The organism is Pseudomonas sp. Rh2 (assembly GCF_040762985.1).
GTDB lineage: Bacteria > Pseudomonadota > Gammaproteobacteria > Pseudomonadales > Pseudomonadaceae > Aquipseudomonas > Aquipseudomonas taiwanensis.
In genome coordinates, this window is sequence record NZ_CP142890.1 from 2730761 (window position 1) to 2750331 (window position 19571).

The 19571-nt window shown below is 62.9% G+C and carries 16 protein-coding genes and 1 pseudogene; 9 read left to right on the plus strand and 8 right to left on the minus strand.

Annotated elements, in window-relative coordinates; genetic code table 11:
* The first annotated feature begins 23 nt into the window (after positions 1–23).
* Both VXM67_RS12310 and VXM67_RS12315 read left to right on the plus strand, forming a co-directional pair.
* Positions 24–911 (plus strand): allophanate hydrolase subunit 1, encoded by an 888-nt coding sequence (locus VXM67_RS12310; protein WP_023380202.1) that lies wholly within the window; start codon positions 24–26, stop codon positions 909–911.
* Complete coding sequence (locus VXM67_RS12315) at positions 908–1879, plus strand: biotin-dependent carboxyltransferase family protein (protein WP_023380204.1); 972 nt, start codon at positions 908–910, stop codon at positions 1877–1879. The genes VXM67_RS12310 and VXM67_RS12315 overlap by 4 nt, the downstream gene beginning before the upstream one ends.
* A 6-nt stretch (positions 1880–1885) precedes the next feature.
* Here VXM67_RS12315 and VXM67_RS12320 read toward each other — a convergent pair whose 3' ends face one another.
* The 3 genes from VXM67_RS12320 to VXM67_RS12330 form a co-directional block, all read right to left on the minus strand.
* Positions 1886–2731, minus strand: a complete 846-nt coding sequence (locus tag VXM67_RS12320; RefSeq protein WP_027907180.1) for a TIGR03915 family putative DNA repair protein — start codon at positions 2729–2731, stop codon at positions 1886–1888.
* On the minus strand, positions 2722–3942 hold the full coding sequence (locus tag VXM67_RS12325; protein ID WP_023380208.1) for a putative DNA modification/repair radical SAM protein: 1221 nt from the start codon (positions 3940–3942) through the stop codon (positions 2722–2724). Before VXM67_RS12325 ends, VXM67_RS12320 begins: the two co-directional genes overlap by 10 nt.
* Positions 3943–4050: 108 nt before the next feature.
* Entirely contained in the window at positions 4051–4959 is a 909-nt protein-coding gene (locus tag VXM67_RS12330) for a LysR family transcriptional regulator (RefSeq protein ID WP_027907181.1), read from the minus strand.
* 94 nt (positions 4960–5053) lie between these two features.
* On the opposite strand from VXM67_RS12330, the gene VXM67_RS12335 reads away from it, so the two are divergent.
* Together VXM67_RS12335 and VXM67_RS12340 are read left to right on the plus strand one after the other, a co-directional pair.
* Positions 5054–5899 (plus strand): type 1 glutamine amidotransferase domain-containing protein, encoded by an 846-nt coding sequence (locus VXM67_RS12335; protein WP_023380210.1) that lies wholly within the window; start codon positions 5054–5056, stop codon positions 5897–5899.
* A 185-nt stretch (positions 5900–6084) separates the two neighbouring features.
* A complete protein-coding gene (locus VXM67_RS12340; RefSeq protein ID WP_023380211.1) occupies positions 6085–7131 on the plus strand; it encodes a class I SAM-dependent methyltransferase in 1047 nt (348 codons plus the stop codon).
* A gap of 72 nt (positions 7132–7203) precedes the next feature.
* Here the strand turns inward: VXM67_RS12340 and VXM67_RS12345 are convergent, their stop codons facing one another.
* The 4 genes from VXM67_RS12345 to VXM67_RS12360 form a co-directional block, all read right to left on the minus strand.
* The gene (locus VXM67_RS12345; protein WP_023380212.1) at positions 7204–8448 is read right to left on the minus strand and encodes a saccharopine dehydrogenase family protein; all 1245 of its coding nucleotides are present in this window, start codon (positions 8446–8448) and stop codon (positions 7204–7206) included.
* A 31-nt stretch (positions 8449–8479) separates the two neighbouring features.
* Positions 8480–9577, minus strand: coding sequence for a carboxynorspermidine decarboxylase (gene nspC / locus VXM67_RS12350; protein ID WP_023380213.1), 1098 nt, complete (start codon positions 9575–9577; stop codon positions 8480–8482).
* A 238-nt stretch (positions 9578–9815) separates the two neighbouring features.
* Complete coding sequence (locus tag VXM67_RS12355; protein WP_023380214.1) at positions 9816–10733, minus strand: pyridoxal-phosphate dependent enzyme; 918 nt, start codon at positions 10731–10733, stop codon at positions 9816–9818.
* Between the two features lie 51 nt (positions 10734–10784).
* The gene (locus VXM67_RS12360; RefSeq protein WP_023380215.1) at positions 10785–11654 is read right to left on the minus strand and encodes a LysR substrate-binding domain-containing protein; all 870 of its coding nucleotides are present in this window, start codon (positions 11652–11654) and stop codon (positions 10785–10787) included.
* A gap of 247 nt (positions 11655–11901) precedes the next feature.
* Between VXM67_RS12360 and VXM67_RS12365 the strand changes: the two are divergent.
* The 5 genes and pseudogenes from VXM67_RS12365 to VXM67_RS12385 form a co-directional block, all read left to right on the plus strand.
* A pseudogene (locus VXM67_RS12365) lies at positions 11902–13152 on the plus strand (MFS transporter); the annotation flags it as partial.
* Positions 13153–13232: 80 nt separating this feature from the next.
* A complete protein-coding gene (locus tag VXM67_RS12370; RefSeq protein ID WP_367237048.1) occupies positions 13233–14624 on the plus strand; it encodes an FAD-dependent oxidoreductase in 1392 nt (463 codons plus the stop codon).
* A 140-nt stretch (positions 14625–14764) separates the two neighbouring features.
* Positions 14765–15475 (plus strand): YebC/PmpR family DNA-binding transcriptional regulator, encoded by a 711-nt coding sequence (locus VXM67_RS12375; RefSeq protein ID WP_023380218.1) that lies wholly within the window; start codon positions 14765–14767, stop codon positions 15473–15475.
* A 100-nt stretch (positions 15476–15575) separates the two neighbouring features.
* Positions 15576–16520 (plus strand): LysR family transcriptional regulator, encoded by a 945-nt coding sequence (locus VXM67_RS12380; protein ID WP_104881868.1) that lies wholly within the window; start codon positions 15576–15578, stop codon positions 16518–16520.
* Positions 16521–16724: 204 nt separating this feature from the next.
* Positions 16725–18137, plus strand: coding sequence for a DOPA decarboxylase (locus tag VXM67_RS12385; RefSeq protein ID WP_315693603.1), 1413 nt, complete (start codon positions 16725–16727; stop codon positions 18135–18137).
* Positions 18138–18170: 33 nt separating this feature from the next.
* Here VXM67_RS12385 and VXM67_RS12390 read toward each other — a convergent pair whose 3' ends face one another.
* On the minus strand, positions 18171–19544 hold the full coding sequence (locus VXM67_RS12390) for an MFS transporter (RefSeq protein ID WP_023380222.1): 1374 nt from the start codon (positions 19542–19544) through the stop codon (positions 18171–18173).
* Positions 19545–19571 lie beyond the last annotated feature (27 nt).

The following is a 19571-nucleotide window of genomic DNA, read 5'->3' on the forward strand; positions in this document are numbered from 1 at the left end:
AAAGACTCCAAAAAGGAACAGAGATGGCCGAGCCGCTTGCAACTTCCCCGATTCGCTACAGCTTTGGTGCCGACGAGCACTTGTTCGCCGAGGTCAGCGACAGCATGTCGCTGGAAGCCTTTTTCAAAGGTATGGCCGTGACACGTGCAGTGGAGCGCCTGGCGCTGGACGGCGTACTGGATGTGTGCCTGGCCAATGCCTCGTTCCAGATCCGCTTCGACCCGGACCGTATCGCCCCGCAGGACCTGTTGGAGGCGGTACGTGGCGCCGAGTCCGAAGCGGTAGCCGAGCGCTCGCTGCAGACGCGCATCATCGAGATTCCGGTGTTGTACAACGACCCCTGGACCCATGAAACCCTGATGCGCTTTCGTGACCGCCATCAGGAGCCGGACAGCACCGATCTGGAGTATGCGGCGCGAATCAACGGCCTGGCCGATGTTCAAGCGTTCATTGCCGCGCACAGTGGTGCGCCGTGGTTCGTGTCCATGGTCGGTTTCGTCGCAGGCTTGCCGTTCATGTTCCAGATGGTCGAGCGAGAACGGCAGTTGCAAGTGCCCAAATACCTGCGTCCGCGCACCGACACACCCAAGCTGACCCTTGGACATGGCGGTTGTTTCGGTTGCATCTACTCGGTGCGCGGAGCAGGGGGATACCAGATGTTCGGCGTGACCCCAGCACCGATCTATGATCCGCAGCAGCGTCTGCCCTACCTCAAGGAGCACATGGTGTTCTTCCGTCCGGGCGATATCGTGCAGTTCAAGCCCATCGACCGGGCCAGCTACGACCAGGCCGTATCCGATGTGGAAGAGGGACGTTTCAACCTGCGCATACGCCCCGTGGACTTTGACCTCGATGCCTTCCTGGCCGACCCGGTGGGCTACCCGAAATCGCTTCAGGAGGTACTGGCATGATCAAGGTGCTCAAACCTGGCTTGGCCACATCGGTTCAGGACCTTGGCCGCGAGGGTTATTATCATTTGGGTATCCCGCCTTCCGGCGCTCTGGACCAGTATGCCCTGTGCGCGGCCAACCACCTGGTGGGCAATCCGGCGGGTGCGGCGGCACTCGAATGCGCGCTGGTGGGGCCGGAACTGGAGTTTCAGCACGATGCCTTGGTGGCGGTGTGCGGTGCACAGATGCCGGTGCTCCTGGACGGTCGTCAACAGCCACCGGACACGGCGTTTGCGGTCCGCGCCGGACAAGTGCTGCGCTTCGGCTTTCCCTCGGCGGGCGCCCGTGCCTATCTGGCAGTGGCCGGTGGTATTCAAGTGCCCGAGGTGCTTGGTAGCCGATCGACCTACGCACTGGGGGCGCTTGGAGGATTGCACGGCCGCAAGCTGATGGCCGGCGATGTGCTGCCGGTGGGTGTGAGCACTGGAAAGACGCGGGCAGGTGCGAGCTTGCCAATGGCGCTGCGTCAATCGCTAGGTGGGGAGGTGGTGCTGAGGGTAGTGCCCGGGTTGTATTTCCACCGTTTGACCGAAGCGGCTGCCAAGAGCTTTTTCACCGAAGCCTGGACGGTGGGCTCGGAGGCCGACCGCATCGGCTATCGCTACAAAGGCGCAAGCGCGTTGAGCTTCCAGCCCCGTGAGCAACCCTTCGGCGCCGGGTCGGACCCTTCGAACATCGTCGACAGTTGCTACCCCATTGGCTCGATTCAGGTGCCGGCAGGGCTTGAGCCGATCATTCTGCACCGCGACGCGGTGTCGGGTGGCGGGTATGCCATGATCGGCACGGTGATCAGCGCCGACCTCGACCACATCGGGCAGATGCAGCCGAACCAGCAGGCAAGATTCCTGGCCGTTAGCCTTGAGGAGGCTCTACAGGCCCGGCGTTCGTACAAGAAGAAACTTGCCTGCCTGGGGCGGTTGTTCGGCTGATCAATGTCATTTGCCGGCGGCGTGGCTGATCTTTTTGCCCCGTTGTTCCGCCACTTCCAACGCCTGGCCGTCGCGCTGCTTGCCTTGGCGCGCCAGGCCTTCCAGCTGTGGAATCAGCATCCCTTCGGGCAGGTGGCGCCAGAACCGCCCTGGCATGTGCAGGCGCAAGGCTTCGGGGTTCAGGCGGGCAGGGTTGAAGGTGTGACGATAATAGGTGCGCCACAGCTCGGCATCCGGATCGTTGGCATGGCGTGCCCACTGCTGCCAGGTCGATGGGCAGCAGCGTTGGTAGTCGAAATGCTGACCGTCGAAACGAATGCCGTCCTGAGGCGTGGCGATCATCCAGCGTTGGCGACCCAGACGATCGGCAAAATGCGCGCTGGCGCTTTCCAGGATGTCATGTGCCGGCTCATGGTAAGCCACCAGATCCAGTTGCAGCTCATGGGCAAGCGCTTCGGGCAATGGCACGAAGCGCAGGAAGGCATGCAGGTGGTGTGCTTCGCGGTTGACCTGCTTGATACGACGGTGCAGTTCGCTGCCCAGGCGGTCACCGGCGAGCATGGCTGTGCGGTCGCCATGGGCCACGCGCCAGAGCACTTCGTAGAGCAGGTTCCAGCGTTGCTCGCCTCGGTAGCGAGCCGCCCGTTCGAGTTGGTTCAGCAATTCCGGCGGAACCCGTGCGCGAAAGGGACCGGGGCCTTCGGGCAATGGTGTTGGCACCGCCAGTAAGTCGTCCATCGGACCCTGGGACCAGGTCACCTCGGCCGGGTCGATGCCGTGGCCAAGCAGTGTCCGGGCCTGGCCGCGCCAGGTGGCGAAGTGGTTGTCGCAGTCGAGCGCGATCATCCCCACAACCCCATCTGTACCGGAGCCTGGGACTCACGCAGACGGGCCCGCAGCAGGCCGCTGCGCAACTCGGCCTGCGCGGGCCGGTAATCGCTGGTGACGATGAACGGGCGCGCCTTGTCCAGCACGCAACGCAGCTGGATCAGGTCATCGTAGCGGATGCGTCGCTCGCGGCGAAGTGCCACCAGGCGTTGCACACTGCGCAAGCCAATGCCCGGAATACGTGCCAGCAGGGCGGGTTCTGCGCGATTCACATCCAGTGGAAACACATCGCGGTTGGCCAGTGCCCACGCCAGCTTCGGGTCAATGTCCAACGCCAGGTTGGCGTTCGGGCCCAACAGCTCGCCTGCCTTGTAGCCGTAACCTCGAAGCAGGAAGTCAGCCTGGTACAGACGATGCTCGCGCAGGAGCGGCGGCGCGGCCAGCGGCACGCTGTTGGGGCTGTCCGGGATGGGGCTGAACGCCGAGTAGTACACACGCTTTAGCCCGTAGCCCTGGTAGAGCGATTCGGCGTTGCGCAGCAGGGTGCTGTCGTCGGTCGAGTCGGCCCCGACGATCACCTGGGTGCTTTGCCCGGCCGGGGTGAAGCGCGGTGCCTTGGGTTCGTTGGCCACAGCCTGTTGGCCGCGATGGATCACGCCCATTGCCTGGCGAATGGTGTGCGCGCGTTTCTCCGGCGCCAGGCGCTTGAGGCTGGCGTCGGTGGGCAGCTCGATATTGACACTCAAGCGGTCGGCCAGGCGCCCAGCTTCCTCGATCAGCAAGGGGTCGGCGTCGGGAATGGTCTTGAGGTGGATGTAACCGCGGAACTGGTGGGTTTCCCGCAGCAGGCGGGCTACGCGGATCAACTGCTCCATGGTGTAGTCGGCCGAACGGATGATGCCGGAACTCAGGAACAGCCCGCTGATGCAGTTGCGCCGGTAGAAGTCCAGGGTCAGGCGAACCACCTCCTCGGGGGTGAAACGGGCCCTGGGAACGTTGCTGGATCGACGATTGACGCAGTACTGGCAGTCGTACAGGCAAAAGTTGGTCAGCAGCACCTTGAGCAGCGAGACGCAACGCCCATCCGGGGTGAAGCTGTGGCAGATGCCCATGCCATTGGTTGCACCCAGGCCATCGCCACCGCGCGAATTACGCTTGGGCGCACCGCTGCTGGCGCAGGAGGCATCGTACTTGGCGGCATCGGCAAGGATGCCGAGCTTGGCGATGAGTTGCATGGCGTCGTCTCGCAATACTGATTATTCATACAGTATTTTGAGTGTGCCCGGATTGCAAGCACCTGCGCGCGGCACCCGACTCGCTTCGGCGACCGCTAGACCTTGGGATCAGGATTGCGCCGCGGCCCACACCTGTTGGCGGAACCAGCTGCGCATCGGGTCTGCGTGGGTTCGTTGGTGCCAGATCTGCATCACTTCCACCTGCGCAAGCTTCAGCGGCAGCGGGTGATGACACAGGTCCTGATCACGCTCGGTGGCGTCCTCTGCCACCGAGCGAAGGCAAGTGAGCAGCAGGTCGGTACCCCGCACCAACCTGGCCGGCGCCAGGAAACTCGAAAGGCCCGCAACCACCTTGCGGCGGTGCCCTTGGGCGTGCAAGGCCCGATCCACCAGGCCATCGAGATCGCCCGTGAGGGTGGTCAACAGGTGATCGCAGCGCAGGAATGTATCCAGGTCCAGGCCTTGGGCCAGATGTGGATTGTGTTTCCAGGCGAGCACGACGAAGTCCTCGCTGAGCAGACGCTGTTGGTGAAAGGTATCTGGAAGGTCGGTGTAAAAGCCGGCGATGGCCAGGTCGCAACTGCCTTTTTCCAATGCGTCGCGGGGTAGCTGACCCCGCGTGTTATGGGTGACCAGCACCAGGTTCGGCGCCTGCTCGCGCAAAACCGGCAGCAGTTTCGGTAACAAGGTCTGCTCGATGTAATCGGTGCTGTACAGGTGCAGGCGGGCAGGGCGGGAGAGGAAGTCCTGGCCATCGCAGCGCTCGTAGAACGCCTCCAGCCCTTCCACCAAACGCTGTACCTCGGGCGCCAGTTCGTGGGCCCGAGGCGTCGGGGTCATCCCCCGCGGCGCGCGGACGAACAATGGGTCGCCAAACTGGTGTCGCAGTTTGTTGAGCTTGTGGCTGAGTGCGGGTTGGCTCAGGGCCATGCGCTCGGCGGCAAGGGTGGCATTGCGTTCCTGATAGAGCACGTGGAACAGGTGCAGCAGGTTCAGATCCTTGCGGGTGATATTCATTTTACGAATCGCAGGCATGAAGGCTTTCGAATAATCGAATCATAGCGCGCCGGGTAGCATGGGCCCACTTTTCGCTTGATCCGGAGATCGTTGCATGAAAAAGACATCCACTCTAGCGTTGGCCGTGGCCGGCGCGCTGCTTGCCGGCACGGTCAGTGCCGCCCCCAAGGGGGAAGTGCTGGTGCTGCTGTCCAGCGAGAACCAGCTGCCGCTGCAGGGCGGTACAAGCTATGCCACCGGCTACTACCTCAACGAGTTCGGTGTACCTGCGGACCAGTTGCTCAAGGCTGGCTACACACTGGTCCTGGTCACGCCCAAGGGCAACGCGCCGAGGGTTGACCAGCGTTCGGTCGACCCCCAGTATTTCGGCGGCGATGCTGCCGAGATGCAGCGCATTCAGACGGTTGTGCAGGGGCTGCCGGACATTGGTGACACGCTTTCGGTGAAGGAAGTACTGGCCGGTGACCTGGACCGTTATGCGGGGCTGTTCATTCCAGGTGGCCATGCGCCGCTGATCGACCTGGCGAACAACCCTGAGGTCGGCGCTTTGCTGAACCACTTCCACCAGGCGGGCAAGCCGACCGCTGCCATCTGCCATGGCCCTATTGCGCTGCTCTCGGCTCAGAAAGACCCGGCCAGTTACCAGGCCGCACTGGCCCGTGGTGAGAAGCCAGCAGCCACTGACTGGGTGTACCAGGGTTACAAGATGACCATTTTCTCCGACCCGGAAGAGCAGGTGTTCGAAGGCTCGCTCAAGGATGACCGGCTGCTGTTCTATCCGGCCAAGGCAATGGCTGGAGCCGGCGGTAACATGACCTACGCCCCGGCATGGCAGCCGAACGTGGTGGTGGACCGTGAATTGATCACTGGGCAGAACCCCTTCTCGGACAAGGCGCTGGCCAAGGCGTTGCTGGAGAAGCTGGCAAGCCGCCGGCAATGACAGCCTTGTGGTTGCCAAGGCGGTTTCCGTGATCGCGGGCGACCCTGCGCCGACCAGGGTTCGCTCTGCGGTTTGAACTAAACTTATGCGTGGTTCGCTTGCAGAACGTTTCATCCATCCGACCACCGCCCTCCGGACAGGACTGCCCTCGTTGACGGTGGCCTTCTTGCAGAGGAGGGCTGGTCATGGACGAGGCAAGGCTTCACGATTTCATGGGCAAGCTGGTCGGCGACATGGGCGCGGCGGCGACGCTGGCCAATGTCATTCTCGGCGATGAGCTGGGGCTGTACCGAGCCATGGCTGACAGCCAACCCGTCACCCCCGAGGCACTTGCGGCCAAGACCGGTTGCCACCCACGGTTGGTGCGTGAGTGGCTGAATGCCCAGTCGGCCGCCGGCTACGTCGTTCATGAAAAGGGCAGCTTCGTGCTACCCGAAGAGCAGGCCATGGCCCTGGCGCTGGAAGACTCCCCCGCCTACATGGCAGGGGGCGCGTCGGTGATCGCCGCCCTGTTCCATGACAAGGACAAGCTGGTGGCAGCCATGCGCGGTGGTGGAGGCCTGGCCTGGGGCGATCATCACCCGTGCATGTTCAGCGGTACCGAACGCTTCTTCCGGCCGGGCTATCGGACCTTCCTGGTGGCTGACTGGTTGCCAGCGCTGGAGGGCGTGGTGGCCAAGCTGCAGGCCGGGGCGAAGGTCGCGGACGTGGGATGCGGTCATGGGGCGTCGACCCTGGTCATGGCCGAGGCGTTTCCAGCCTCGACCTTTACCGGTTACGACTACCACGCGCCTTCTATCGCCACGGCCAGCGAACGTGCACGCGAGGCTGGGCTGACTGAACGCGTCAGTTTCCAAAAGGCTTCTGCCAAGGATTACCCAGGTCATGATCATGACCTGGTGTGTTTTTTCGACTGTCTGCATGACATGGGCGACCCGGTCGGGGCGGCGCGGCATGCCTACCGTGCGCTCAAGGCAGATGGCACGGTAATGTTGGTGGAGCCTTATGCCGAGGACTCGCTGGATGGCAATCTGACGCCGGTGGGGCGGCTCTTCTACGCGGCCTCGACGTTTATCTGCACACCGAATTCGCTTTCGCAGGAAGTCGGGTTGGGGCTTGGCGCCCAGGCCGGGGAGGCGCGTTTGCGGGCGGTGTTCGAGGAAGCGGGATTCACCCGGTTCCGGCGCGCGACGCAAACGCCCTTCAACCTGATCCTGGAGGCGCGCAAGTAGCAGGCGCTGGCTTGTCAGGGATGCGGCCAAAGCAGAAGGGGCGCCATCTCGGCGCCCCTTCTGTCTTGTTGCTTAGGCTTCAGCGTCCCAAGGACGGTCGCCTTTTTCGTCTTTCACGCGGGTTGGCAGGCCCATGACGTCCAGCGCCTTGAGGAACGGCTCGGCTGGCAGCTCCTCGACGTTGACCATGCGCTTGGCATCCCACTCGCCGCGTGCGACCAGCAGGGCAGCGGCCACTGGCGGTACGCCAGCGGTGTAGGAAATGCCCTGGCTGTCGGTTTCGGCGTAGGCTTCTTCGTGGTCCGCGACGTTGTAGATGAACACTTCGCGGGGCTGGCCATCCTTGGTGCCCTTGACCAGGTCACCGATGCAGGTCTTGCCGGTGTAGCCCGGGGCCAGGGAGGCCGGATCAGGCAGCACGGCCTTGACCACCTTCAGCGGTACCACTTCCAGGCCTTCGGCGGTCTTGACCGGTTGCTCGGAGAGCAGGCCCAGGTTCTTCAGCACGGTGAACACGTTGATGTAGTGCTCGCCGAAGCTCATCCAGAAACGCACGTTCGGTACGTTGAGGTTCTTGGAGATCGAATGAACTTCGTCATGACCGGTCAGGTACAGGTTCTGCGAACCTACCACCGGCAGGTCGTCGGTACGCTTGACCTCGAACATGGTGTTGCTGGTCCACTGGCTGTTCTGCCAGCTCCAAACCTGACCTGTGAATTCGCGGAAGTTGATTTCCGGGTCGAAGTTGGTAGCGAAGTACTTGCCGTGGGAACCGGCATTGACGTCGAGAATGTCGATCGACTCAATGCTGTCGAAATACTGTTGCTGCGCGAGTTTCGCGTAGCTGTTCACCACACCCGGGTCGAAGCCGACACCAAGAATGGCGGTAATGTTCTTTTGTTGGCACTCTTCGAGGTGTTTCCACTCGTAGTTGCCGTACCAGGGCGGCGTCTCGCAGATCTTGCCCGGTTCTTCGTGAATGGCGGTGTCCAGGTAGGCGACACCGGTATCGATGCAGGCACGCAGCACCGACATGTTGAGGAAGGCGGAACCAACGTTGATCACGATCTGCGATTCGGTTTCGCGGATCAGCGCTTTGGTCGCCTCGACATCGAGAGCATTGAGCGAGAAGGCCTGGATGTCGGCGGGTACCTTGAGGCTACCCTTGGCCTTTACGCTGTCGATGATGGCCTGGCATTTGGAGATGTTCCGCGACGCAATGGCAATACGACCGAGTTCGTCGTTATGCTGCGCGCACTTGTGGGCCACCACCTTGGCGACACCTCCTGCACCAATGATAAGAACGTTCTTCTTCAATTTATCCCTTGCTCCTTACTGAAAGCCCGTCTTACGACAGGCTGGAAACGTAGTCTTCGAAACCGAACTCGCGGACAACTTCGACGCTGCCGTCGAGTTGCTTGACCACGATGGCTGGCATTTTCAGACCGTTGAACCAGTTTTTCTTGACCATGGTGTAACCCGCCGCGTCGATGAACGACAGGCGATCGCCGATGGCCAGCGGTCGATCGAATTGGTACTCGCCGAAGATGTCACCGGCCAGGCACGACTTGCCGCAGACCATGTAGGTGTGTTCGCCCTCGTTAGGGGCCATCTTGGCATTGAGGCGGTAGATCAGCAGATCGAGCATGTGCGCTTCGATGGAGCTGTCGACCACAGCCAGGTGCTTGCCATTGTAAAGGGTGTCGAGCACGGTCACTTCGAGCGACGCGCTCTGGGTGATGGCAGCTTCGCCCGGCTCGAGGTAAACCTGCACGCCGTACTTTTCCGAGAAGGCTTTCAGGCGCGCGCAGAAGGCATCCAGAGCATAGTCTTCGCCGGTGAAGTGAATGCCGCCACCGAGGCTGACCCACTCGACCTTGTGCAGCAGGTGGCCGAAGCGTTCCTCGATGTGCGAGAGCATCTTGTCGAACAGGCTGAAGTCGCCGTTCTCGCAGTTGTTGTGGAACATGAAGCCGGAGATCTGCTCGATGACCTGCTCGATCTTGGCCGGGTCCCATTCGCCCAGGCGGCTGAACGGGCGGGCCGGGTCGGCCAGCAGGTAGTCGGAGCTGCTCACCTGCGGGTTGACGCGAAGGCCGCGAACCTTGCCTTCGGACTGCTCGGCGAAGCGTTGCAGCTGGCCGATGGAGTTGAAGATGATCTTGTCGCAGTTCTCGAGCATTTCCTCGATTTCATCGTCGGCCCACGCCACGCTGTAGGCATGGGTTTCGCCAGCGAATTTCTGGCGGCCGAGCTTGAGCTCGTACAGCGACGAGGAAGTGGTGCCGTCCATGTACTGTTGCATCAGGTCGAATACCGACCAGGTGGCGAAGCACTTGAGGGCGAGGAGGGCCTTGGCACCGGAGTGTTCGCGCACGTAGGCGATCTTCTCCATGTTGCCCAGCAGCTTGGTTTTATCGATGAGGTAGTACGGCGTCTTGATCATTTAAAGGCCCCCGGCCAGGCCGGCCAAAAAAAGGACACGCATTGTGCCTTCACTTGCCGTATATCGAAAGGGCGGAAGACGCATTTCGTCAGAGTTATGTGGCTGACGGTAATCGATGCGCCATCCGTCCTTCGCGCAAGGCAGTTGAACAGACGAATATGACTATCCTAATCGCCGCGTTCGGTGGCTGGCGGGAACCCGATCGACGACCTGCGCCGTACCTGCCAGCAGGGGGGATCTACTGCGCCGCCGCCAACCAGGTCTGAATCTGCGCCAGGGTCGCCGTGGCGCCACCACAGACCACCACCAGCACCTGGCGGTATTGCTCCAGTGCCTGCGGGTCGTAGGCCAGGGCCAAGGCTGCGCCGCAGGCTGGCTCGACCAGTACCCGATGATCGAGCAGGAACCGCTCGCAAGCCTGTAGTGCGGCGCGGTCGCTGACCAGGTGGCTCTGGACCGGGTGCGTGCGCACGCAGGTCAACGCTTGATCGGCCACCCGTTTGGCGCCCAGCGAGGTGGCGACCGACGTGATGCGCGCCAGTTCGATGGACTGGCCGGCCTGCATGGCCGCGTGCAGCGAAGCTGCACCTTCGGTTTCCACCGCCAGCACCGGTACATCGTCCCAGCCGTTGCGCTGCAGGCCTTCGACCACGCCGCTGAGCAAGCCTCCGCCGCCAACCGAGAGCACCACCGCATCGGGTTTGAAACCGGCCTGGGCCAGCTCGTCCACCAGGCTGGCATGGCCGGTCCACAGCAATGGGTCGTCGAAGGGGTGGATGAAGGCATCGTTCGGCCCGACCAAGGTCTGCGCCAGTTCGTTGGCCTCCTGCCAGGAACTGCCGTGCACCACCACCTCGGCGTTCTCGAGGCGCAGCAGCTCCTTGGCGCGTTCAGTGGTGGTTTCGGGCACCACCACCGTGACCGGGACGCCCAACTGGCGACCGGCATAGGCCACGGCCAGGCCAGCGTTGCCACCGGAGGACGACACGAAGTGCCGGGCTCCACGCGCATGATGCGTCTCGCAGGCGTGGCCGACCCCGCGTAACTTGAACGAACCGCAGGGCTGCAGTGCATCGAGCTTGAGCCACACCGCTCGACCGGCTGCGATGGACATGGGCCGGGATTCGATCAGGGGCGTCTGAATGTGCAAGGTCATGGGTAGATCCCTCTGTTTACCAAGGCTGAAATGAGTCGCGTACGGTACAGGTCACATTGCCTCCTGGACCATCTGTAGAAAAGTCGCCACCACCCGCCGTGTGCGTTGTTCGCTCAAGCACACCAGGGTTTCGGTCAGGTGCCGCTGGCAATCGACGATAGGCAGCGCGCATACACGGGCGTCGGCGCCGAACTCGGCTGCCGAGACCACCCCCACGCCAATTCCCACCACCACCGCCTCACGCGCGGCCTCCCGGCCCTCGACCTGAATCGCCGGGCGTATGCGCAGGCCGGCACGTTGCATTTCTTCTTCAAGCGTTTGCCGGGTTACCGAGCCCGGTTCGCGAAGCACCAGCGGTGTGTCGTCCAGGTCGGCCAGGCTGATCGACCCGCGACTGGCCCATGGGTGCTGATGGGAGACGAAGGCCACCATCGGGTCGCGTCGCAATGGCACGCAGTGCAGGCGCTCGTCGTCGACATCGCGCCCCAGCAGCGCCAGGTCCGCCTGGTAACTGAACAGGCGGGCGAGGGATTCATCGGTGTTGCCAGTCTCGACCTTTACCTGGATGCCTGGATAGCGCTGGCAGAAGCGGGCGATCTGCGGCAGCACGTGGACAGGCGCATCCACGGCCAGGACCAGGCTGCCGGTTTGCAGGGCGCGGGAGTCTTGCAGCAGCTCGTGGGCCTCGGCTTCGCAGGCGAACAGGCGCTGGCTGATACCCAGCAGGCGTTCACCCAGGTCGGTCAGGTGCACCGAGCGCTTGTTGCGATGAAACAGCAACACGCCAAAGCGTTCTTCGAGTTTGCGCACCTGGTCGGACACCGCCGGTTGGCTCAGGAACAGTTTTTCTGCGGCGCGGGTGAAGCTCCCGTGCACGGCCACGGCATGAAAGGCCTTGAGTTGAGCGTGGGAAACCGCCATGACGTCTCCAGTAACAAGCTGAGCTTATGTCTGAAATACCTTAAATCGTTTTTATTTATCAGTCAGTAGCTGTTTCCATACCGATCAGCCCCAACCAGCCGCCACAAGCGGCCGCCTGTGGCCATGGTGCCCATACGGCGCCATCTGACCAGATGACGAGCCACGTCATGCAGTGCGCAACACAACAACAAGACAGGCATTTTCTTCACATTCTGCCGGCACACTTGAGCAAGAGGTCAGAGTCAAAATGAATCAAACCCTAGCCGCGATGAAACGTTGGCGCGTACAGATCTTCGCCATCACCTGGCTGGCCTACGCCGCCTTCTATTTCACCCGCAAAGCGTTCTCGGTGGCCAAGCTTGGCATCGGCGAAGACCCGAATTTCATGCTCGACAAGGCCGCCATGGCCAACCTCGATGCGATCTACCTGGCCGCCTATGCCGTGGGCCAGTTTACTTGGGGCATGCTTGCCGACCGCTTTGGCCCGCGCGTGGTAGTGCTCGGCGGCCTGCTGATTTCGGCCGCCGCTGCGGTGGTGATGGGCAGTTACGCCACCTTCCCGATCTTCGCCACCTGCATGTTGATCCAGGGCCTGGCGCAGTCCACCGGTTGGGCGGGGCTGTGCAAGAACATCGGCAGCTTCTTCCCGGCCTCGCAGCGTGGCCGGGTATTGGGGCTGTGGAGTTCCTGCTATGCCTTTGGCGGCTTGGTCGCCTCGCCATTCGCCGGCTGGTGGGCCTACACCCTGGTCGGCACCTGGCACGCGGCGTTCTTCTCCAGTGCCGCGGTGGTGGCGGCTGTCGCTGTGCTGTTCTTCTTTCTGCAGCGCAACAAACCCGAGGATGTAGGCCTGCCAGCGGTGGAGCCTGAGCCGCAGAGCATGTCCCCGGGTTCAAACCTGTGCAGTGTCTGGGCGCCGCTACGTGAAGTGCTACGCAACCGTACGGTACTGACCCTCGGCCTGGCTTACTTCCTGCTCAAGCCGGCACGTTATGCCATTTTGCTGTGGGGGCCGGTGATCGTCTTCGAGCAAATGCCTTCGGTGGGCAAGGTGGGGGCGGCGATCATTCCGACGGCCTTCGAGCTGGCCGGACTGCTGGGCCCCATCATCATTGGCCTGGCCTCGGACAAACTGTTCGGCGCGCGGCGCATGCCGGCCTGCGTGATCAGCCTGCTGCTGTTGACCCTGACACTGGCAGCCTTCATGGGTGCGATGCATAGCGGCAGCGTGATGCTGGTGGTGGCGCTGCTGTTCGTCATGGGCCTGACCCTCTATGGGCCTGACTCGATGATCAGCGGCGCGGCAGCGATCGATTTCGGCACGGCCAAGGCGGGGGCAACGGCGGCCGGTTTCGTCAACGGGTGTGGTTCGGTGGGTGCCGTGCTGGGCGGCTTGCTGCCCGGTTACTTCGACAGCGTCACGGTGTTCATCGTCTTCGCAGGCTGTGCGCTGTTCTCGGCCCTGGTGCTGGTGCCGCATTGGAACAGTCGCCCGGCGAGCACGGCCCAGGCCAGTGACGTGGCGCCCAACACCAGCATGGCAATAAAGCCACTGCGTACATAAAGGAAAGCAAGCGAATGAGACCCTTCTGGCTGCAACAGGCCCTGGATTCCGAACAGGCGGCTGTGTGCCCACCGCTGCAGGGCGATGCCCGCTGTGATGTCTGCATCGTCGGTGGCGGCTACACCGGGCTATGGACAGCACTGATGCTCAAGCAAGCGGTGCCAGCACTGGATGTATTGCTGATCGAGGCGGATATCTGCGGCGCTGGGGCCAGTGGGCGCAACGGCGGATGCGCGCTGTCGTGGTCGGCCAAGTATTTCACCTTGGAGCGTCTGTTCGGGGTGGCTGAGGCGGTGCGCCTGGTGCGCGAGTCCGAGCGCAGTATCAGCGCCATCGGCGCGTTTTGCACTGAGCATGGCATTGACTGCGACTACCGACTGGATGGCACGCTGTACACCGCTACCAATCCGGCCCAGGTGGGGGCCACCGACGCAGTGATCGCAGCGCTGGAGCAGAAGGGGATCAATTCGTTCCAGCGTTTGCCGCTGGAACAGGTGCAGCGCCTGGCCGGTTCGGCGCGACACCTGGAGGGCTGGTTCTCTCCGGCTGCCGCCACCGTGCAGCCGGGGCGCCTGGTGCGCGGCCTGCGCCGGGTGGCCCTGCAGCTGGGGGTGCGAATCCATGAAGGCACGGCCATGACCGGGCTTGAGCATGGCGCTCCGGTGCAGGTGCGCACTGCCCACGGTACGGTCCGTGCCGACCGCGTGGTGCTTGGTCTCAATGCCTGGATGGCGCGGGCATTCGCGCAGTTCGAACGCACCGTGGCCATCGTTTCCAGCGATATGGTGATCACCGAGCCGTGCCCCGAGTTGCTCCGGGAAATCGGCCTCGACAGCGGCATCAGCGTGCTCGATTCGCGCATTTTCGTGCATTACTACCACAACACCTCTGACGGCCGGCTGATGCTCGGCAAGGGCGGCAATACCTTCGCCTATGGTGGGCGCATGCTGCCAGTGTTCGACCAACCGTCGCCGTACCGGCCCTTGCTGCGCGAGAGCCTCGGCGCGTTCTTCCCAGCGCTGGCCGATGTGCCTCTGGCGGCCAGCTGGAACGGGCCCTCGGACCGTTCGGTGACCGGTTTGCCGTTCTTTGGCCGGTTGGATGGGCAAGGCAACGTGTTCTATGGCTTCGGCTATTCCGGCAGCGGTGTAGGGCCTTGCCACATGGGCGGGCAGATTCTCTCGTCGCTTGCGCTGGGGCTGGACAACCCATGGACCCGTTCGCCACTGGTCAACGGACCGCTGGGCCTGTTCCCGCCAGAGCCGATTCGCTACCTGGGCTCGTTGATGGTGCGCAATGCCATTCGGCGCAAGGAGCGCGCCGAGGACCAGGGTGTAAGGCCGCGGCGGCTGGACGTGCGGCTGGCACGGTTCGCGGCGGCGGCGGGTAAGTCTGACAAGGCCTGAGTGGCTCTGGGCGTGTAGGCGCTGGCTTGCCAGCGCTTGGGCGAAGATTTCTTGTCGAACCATCGCCCGAGGGCGTATAAACTGCACCCACTTTTGGCCGGTCGCTTCCTGAACCGGCCGCTGAAACAAAGAGAGTCGACATGGGCGCACAGTGGAAAGCCAAACATAAAGAAGCCGCGGCCAACGCCAAAGGCAAGATCATGGGCAAGCTGTCCAAAGAGATCCAGATTGCCGCCAAGTCCGGCGCCGATCCCGACATGAACCCGCGTCTGCGCCTGGCCATCGAACAGGCCAAGAAGGCCTCGATGACCCGTGAAACCCTGGAACGGGCGATCCGCAAGGGCGCAGGGCTCGATGGCGACGCGGTGCAGTATCAGGCTGTGAGCTACGAGGGCTTCGCACCGCACCAGGTGCCGCTGATCGTCGAGTGCCTGACCGATAACGTCAACCGCACCGTCGCCCAGATCCGCGTGCTGTTCCGCAAGGGCCAGCTGGGTGCCAGCGGTTCGGTGGCCTGGGACTTCAACCACGTTGGCCTGATCGAGGCGACCCCGAACGGTGACGCCGACCCGGAAATGGCCGCCATCGAGGCCGGCGCCCAGGACTTCGAAGAAGGCGAGGAAGAGGGTTCGACCCTGTTCATCACCGACACCACCGACTTGGACGCCGTGCAGAAGGCGCTGCCAGAGCATGGTTTCACCGTGACCTCGGCGAAAATCGGCTACACCCCGAAGAACCCGGTAAGCGCTGCCAGCCTGAGCGCTGAAGCCCTGGCCGAGGTCGAGGCATTCCTCGAAGCGATCGACGAAAACGACGATGTGCAGAACGTCTACGTCGGCCTGACTGCCTGAAGACAGGGGCCGCGTTGCGTCCCAATCGCCGGCAAGCCGGTTCCTGCAGGGGCTGGGGGGCTGGCGATTGGGCATGGCGCTCCCTTGCTGGAAGGCTTGAATGAACCCCACCTTCACCTCCCTCAGCCTCGCTCACCTGCGTACGCTTGACTGCCTCCTGCAGTTGAAGAACCTCAGCCATGCAGCCGAGCGCCTGGGCGTCAGCCAGTCGGCCCTAAGCCGTCAATTGGCCCATCTGCGCGAAGCGTTCGACGACCCGCTGCTGGTGCGACAGGGCCGTGGCTATGTGCTCAGCGAGCATGCCGAAGCCTTGGTCGAACCGCTGCGTCAGGTGCTGGAAGAGCTCCAGGCCCTGCGCCAGCCAGCGGCCTTCGACCCAGCCCGTTGCGAGCGTCGGTTCTGTCTGGCTGCCTCCGATTACGTCGCCGAACATATGCTGCCGCTGCTGGTGGCAGCGCTGGAGCGCGAAGCGCCGGGCATAAGCCTGGAGTACCGCACCTGGCAGGCTGGCCAGTATGCGCTTCTGGCCAGTGGTGAGATCGACCTGGCCACGACCCTGTTCGATGAGTCTCCACCCAACCTGCACGGCCGCCTGCTGGGCGAGGACCGTGCGGTGTGCCTGATGCGTCAGGACCATCCGCTCACAGCATTCGAAGCCTTGAGCCAGGAGGACTACCTGGCGTTCAAGCATGTGCGTATCTCAGGTGGCGGCGACAAGGACAGCTTCATCGATCGCCACCTGCGCGCCCAAGGCCTGCAGCGGCGGGTTGGCCTGGAAGTGCCGTTCTTTTCCGCCACCGTGCAGGTGGTCGGCAACAGCCAGGCTGTGGCGACCGTTCCCGAACACATCGCCCGCCAATTGTGCCGGCTGCACCCACTGGCCTGGCGACCGCTGGGCTTTATCGAGCACACCCAACGCTACTGGGTGGTGTGGCACCAGCGCCTGCAGGCATCTGCTGAGCATCGCTGGTTGCGCAACCGAGTCTTCGAGCTGTGGCGGCAATCGCAGTTCGGTGTACAGGGCGGTCATGCGCCTTTGCCATAGCAGGTATGCGCCAAGTGGGGTTCTTCGGCGGCGTGGGGCTGCCTAGACTGGGGGACATCGTGGTGTCGGGGCTGGCCCTTTTCGTGGGTGAAGCCGTTCCTTGCAGGACTGCGCTGTTTTCGGAGCCAGTGAGTAATCTGTGGGAGCGGGCGTGCTTGCGCAAAGAGCGGCACTGACGCCAGGCACCCCCAAAGGAGACTGAGCGTGACCCCCGAACAATTTCGCCAGTATGGCCACCAACTGATCGACTTGATCGCAGACTATCGGCAAGGTATCGCCGAGCGCCCGGTCATGGCACAGGTTGAGCCGGGCTATCTCAAGTCGGCATTGCCCGATGCAGCGCCGCAGAAGGCCGAGCCGTTCGAGGCAATTCTCGACGACGTCAACCACCTGCTGATGCCTGGCCTGTCGCACTGGCAGCACCCGAATTTCTTCGGCTACTTCCCGTCCAACGGCACGCTGTCGTCGGTCCTGGGCGACTTCCTCAGCACCGGCCTGGGCGTGCTCGGGCTGTCCTGGCAATCCAGTCCGGCACTCAGCGAGCTGGAAGAGACCACCCTGGATTGGCTGCGCCAATTGTTGGGTTTGTCGGCACAGTGGAGCGGGGTTATCCAGGACACCGCTTCGACCAGCACCCTGGTGGCGCTGATCTGCGCGCGCGAACGAGCCACCGGGTACGCCCTGGTGCGGGGTGGCCTGCAGGCCGAGGCAAAACCGTTGGTCGTGTATGTCAGCGCCCACGCGCACAGTTCGGTGGACAAGGCAGCGTTGCTGGCGGGTTTCGGACGCGACAACATTCGCCTGATCGCCGTTGACGAACAGTTCGCCATGCGCCCTGAGGCGCTACGCGAGGCCATCGTGCAGGACCTGGCAGCGGGCAATCAGCCCTGTGCGGTCGTCGCCACCACCGGCACCACCGCCACCACCGCGCTCGATCCGCTCCGTTCGATTGGCGAGATCGCCCAGGCGCATGGCTTGTGGCTGCACGTTGATTCGGCCATGGCTGGTTCGGCGATGATCCTGCCGGAATGCCGCTGGATGTGGGAGGGCATTGAGCTGGCCGACTCGGTGGTGGTCAATGCCCACAAGTGGTTGGGCGTGGCCTTCGACTGCTCGATCTACTATGTGCGCGACCCACAGCATTTGATCCGGGTGATGAGCACCAACCCCAGCTACCTGCAGTCGGCGGTGGATGACGAGGTGAAGAACCTGCGCGATTGGGGGATCCCATTGGGTCGTCGGTTCCGCGCGTTGAAGCTGTGGTTCATGTTGCGAAGCGAGGGGGTAGAGGCCTTGCAGCAACGCTTGCGCCGGGACCTGGAAAACGCCCGCTGGCTGGCCGAGCAGGTGCAGGCTACGGCGCAATGGGCGCTGTTGGCACCTGTGCAATTGCAGACGTTGTGCATTCGCCATTGTCCAGCAGGGTTGGATGGCGAGGCGCTGGATACCCACACCAAGGGCTGGGCGCAACGGCTCAATGCCTCGGGGGATGTTTATGTCACGCCGGCTACCCTGGATGGGCGCTGGATGGTGCGAGTGTCGGTGGGGGCTCTGCCGACCGAGCGAGAGCATGTGGAGCGGTTGTGGGAGCGGTTACAGCAAATCGTCAACGACTGAAACAAGGGGGCCGCTAAGCGGCCCCCTTGTCCATCAATGTCCTACTGTCTGAAAGCTGCCTTTGCGGCTGGCCTCGTAGGCTTCTTTTTCCATCGGCTTGGCCTGTGGGTTACCCAGGTCTTCCATTGCCAGGCGGTGGGTTTCCGGTGCCAGGTAGGCAGCGAAGGCGCACACGCAGGTGATGAGGAACGCCAAACCGCCGATCACCAGTGGGATGTTGTCCGAACCTGGCGGGGCAACGAAGGCGAACAGCGCCGGCAGCATGGCGGTGAGCATGGTGCCGATGTTCTGTGCGATGGCCATGGCCGAGACCCGGTAGCGGGTCTGGAACAGCTCTGGATAGAAGCTTGGGAACACCGCGTTGTAGCCTTGGTACACCAGGCCCCACATCACGATCGAGGCGACGAAGGCCATCGGTACGTTCTGGATGCTGATCGCATACAGGTAGACGAAGGCTAGCAGACCAGAGCCCAGGCAACCGGCAATCATGGTCGGGCGACGACCGATCTTGTCCGAGAGGTTGCCGACGAACGGAATCACCAACACTGCAACGATGTTGCCGACCACCGGAATCCACAGGTAAACGCTCTTGTCGAAGCCAATGCCGTAGGCCGGCTGTACTGCGTAGGCTGCACCGAAGATGGTGGCCACGACCGGGATCACGTTCATCAGTGCCATGAACATCACCAGCACCATGTGCTTCCAGCTGTGACGGAAAGCTTCTTTGACGGGCGACTTGGCGACTTTGTCCTGCTTCTCTTCTTTCACGAAGGCTGGGGTTTCATGCACTTCCCGGCGGATGATGAAGCCCGCTACCAGCACCAGGGCGCTCATCAGGAACGGAATACGCCAGCCCCAATCGTTGAAGGCTTCACTTGGCATGAAGTAGGCCAGCGGCAGGAATACCGCGGCGGCCATGACCTGACCGGCCTGTACGCCCTGCAGTGTGAAGCTGGCGTAGTAGCCGCGCCGGCCGAACGGAGCGTGCTCCATGATCATCGAACTGGCGCCGGAGATTTCGCCGGCCACGGCAAAGCCTTGGACCAGGCGCAGCAACACCAGCAGTGCCGGGGCCAGCAGGCCGATGTCGTGGTAGGTAGGCAGCAGGCCGACAGCCATCGTCGACAGGCCCATCAGGAACATGCACAGCAGCAGTACGTTCTTGCGCCCGCGGGTATCACCCCAGTGGCCGAGCACGAAGGCGCCGACCGGACGGGCCAGGTAGCCGACACCGTAGGTGGCCAGCGAAGCGATGATGGCCATTTTCGGGTCGGTGTTGGGGAAGAAGATCTGCGGGAAGATCAGGGCCGCAGCTTGCGCGTAAATGAAGAAGTCGTAGTACTCGAGTGCCGAGCCGATCCATCCGCTGGCGGTCGCCTTCTTGGCTTGAGAGCTGGAGTGGGCCATCGTTGTCTCCGTTGTTCTTGTTGGTTA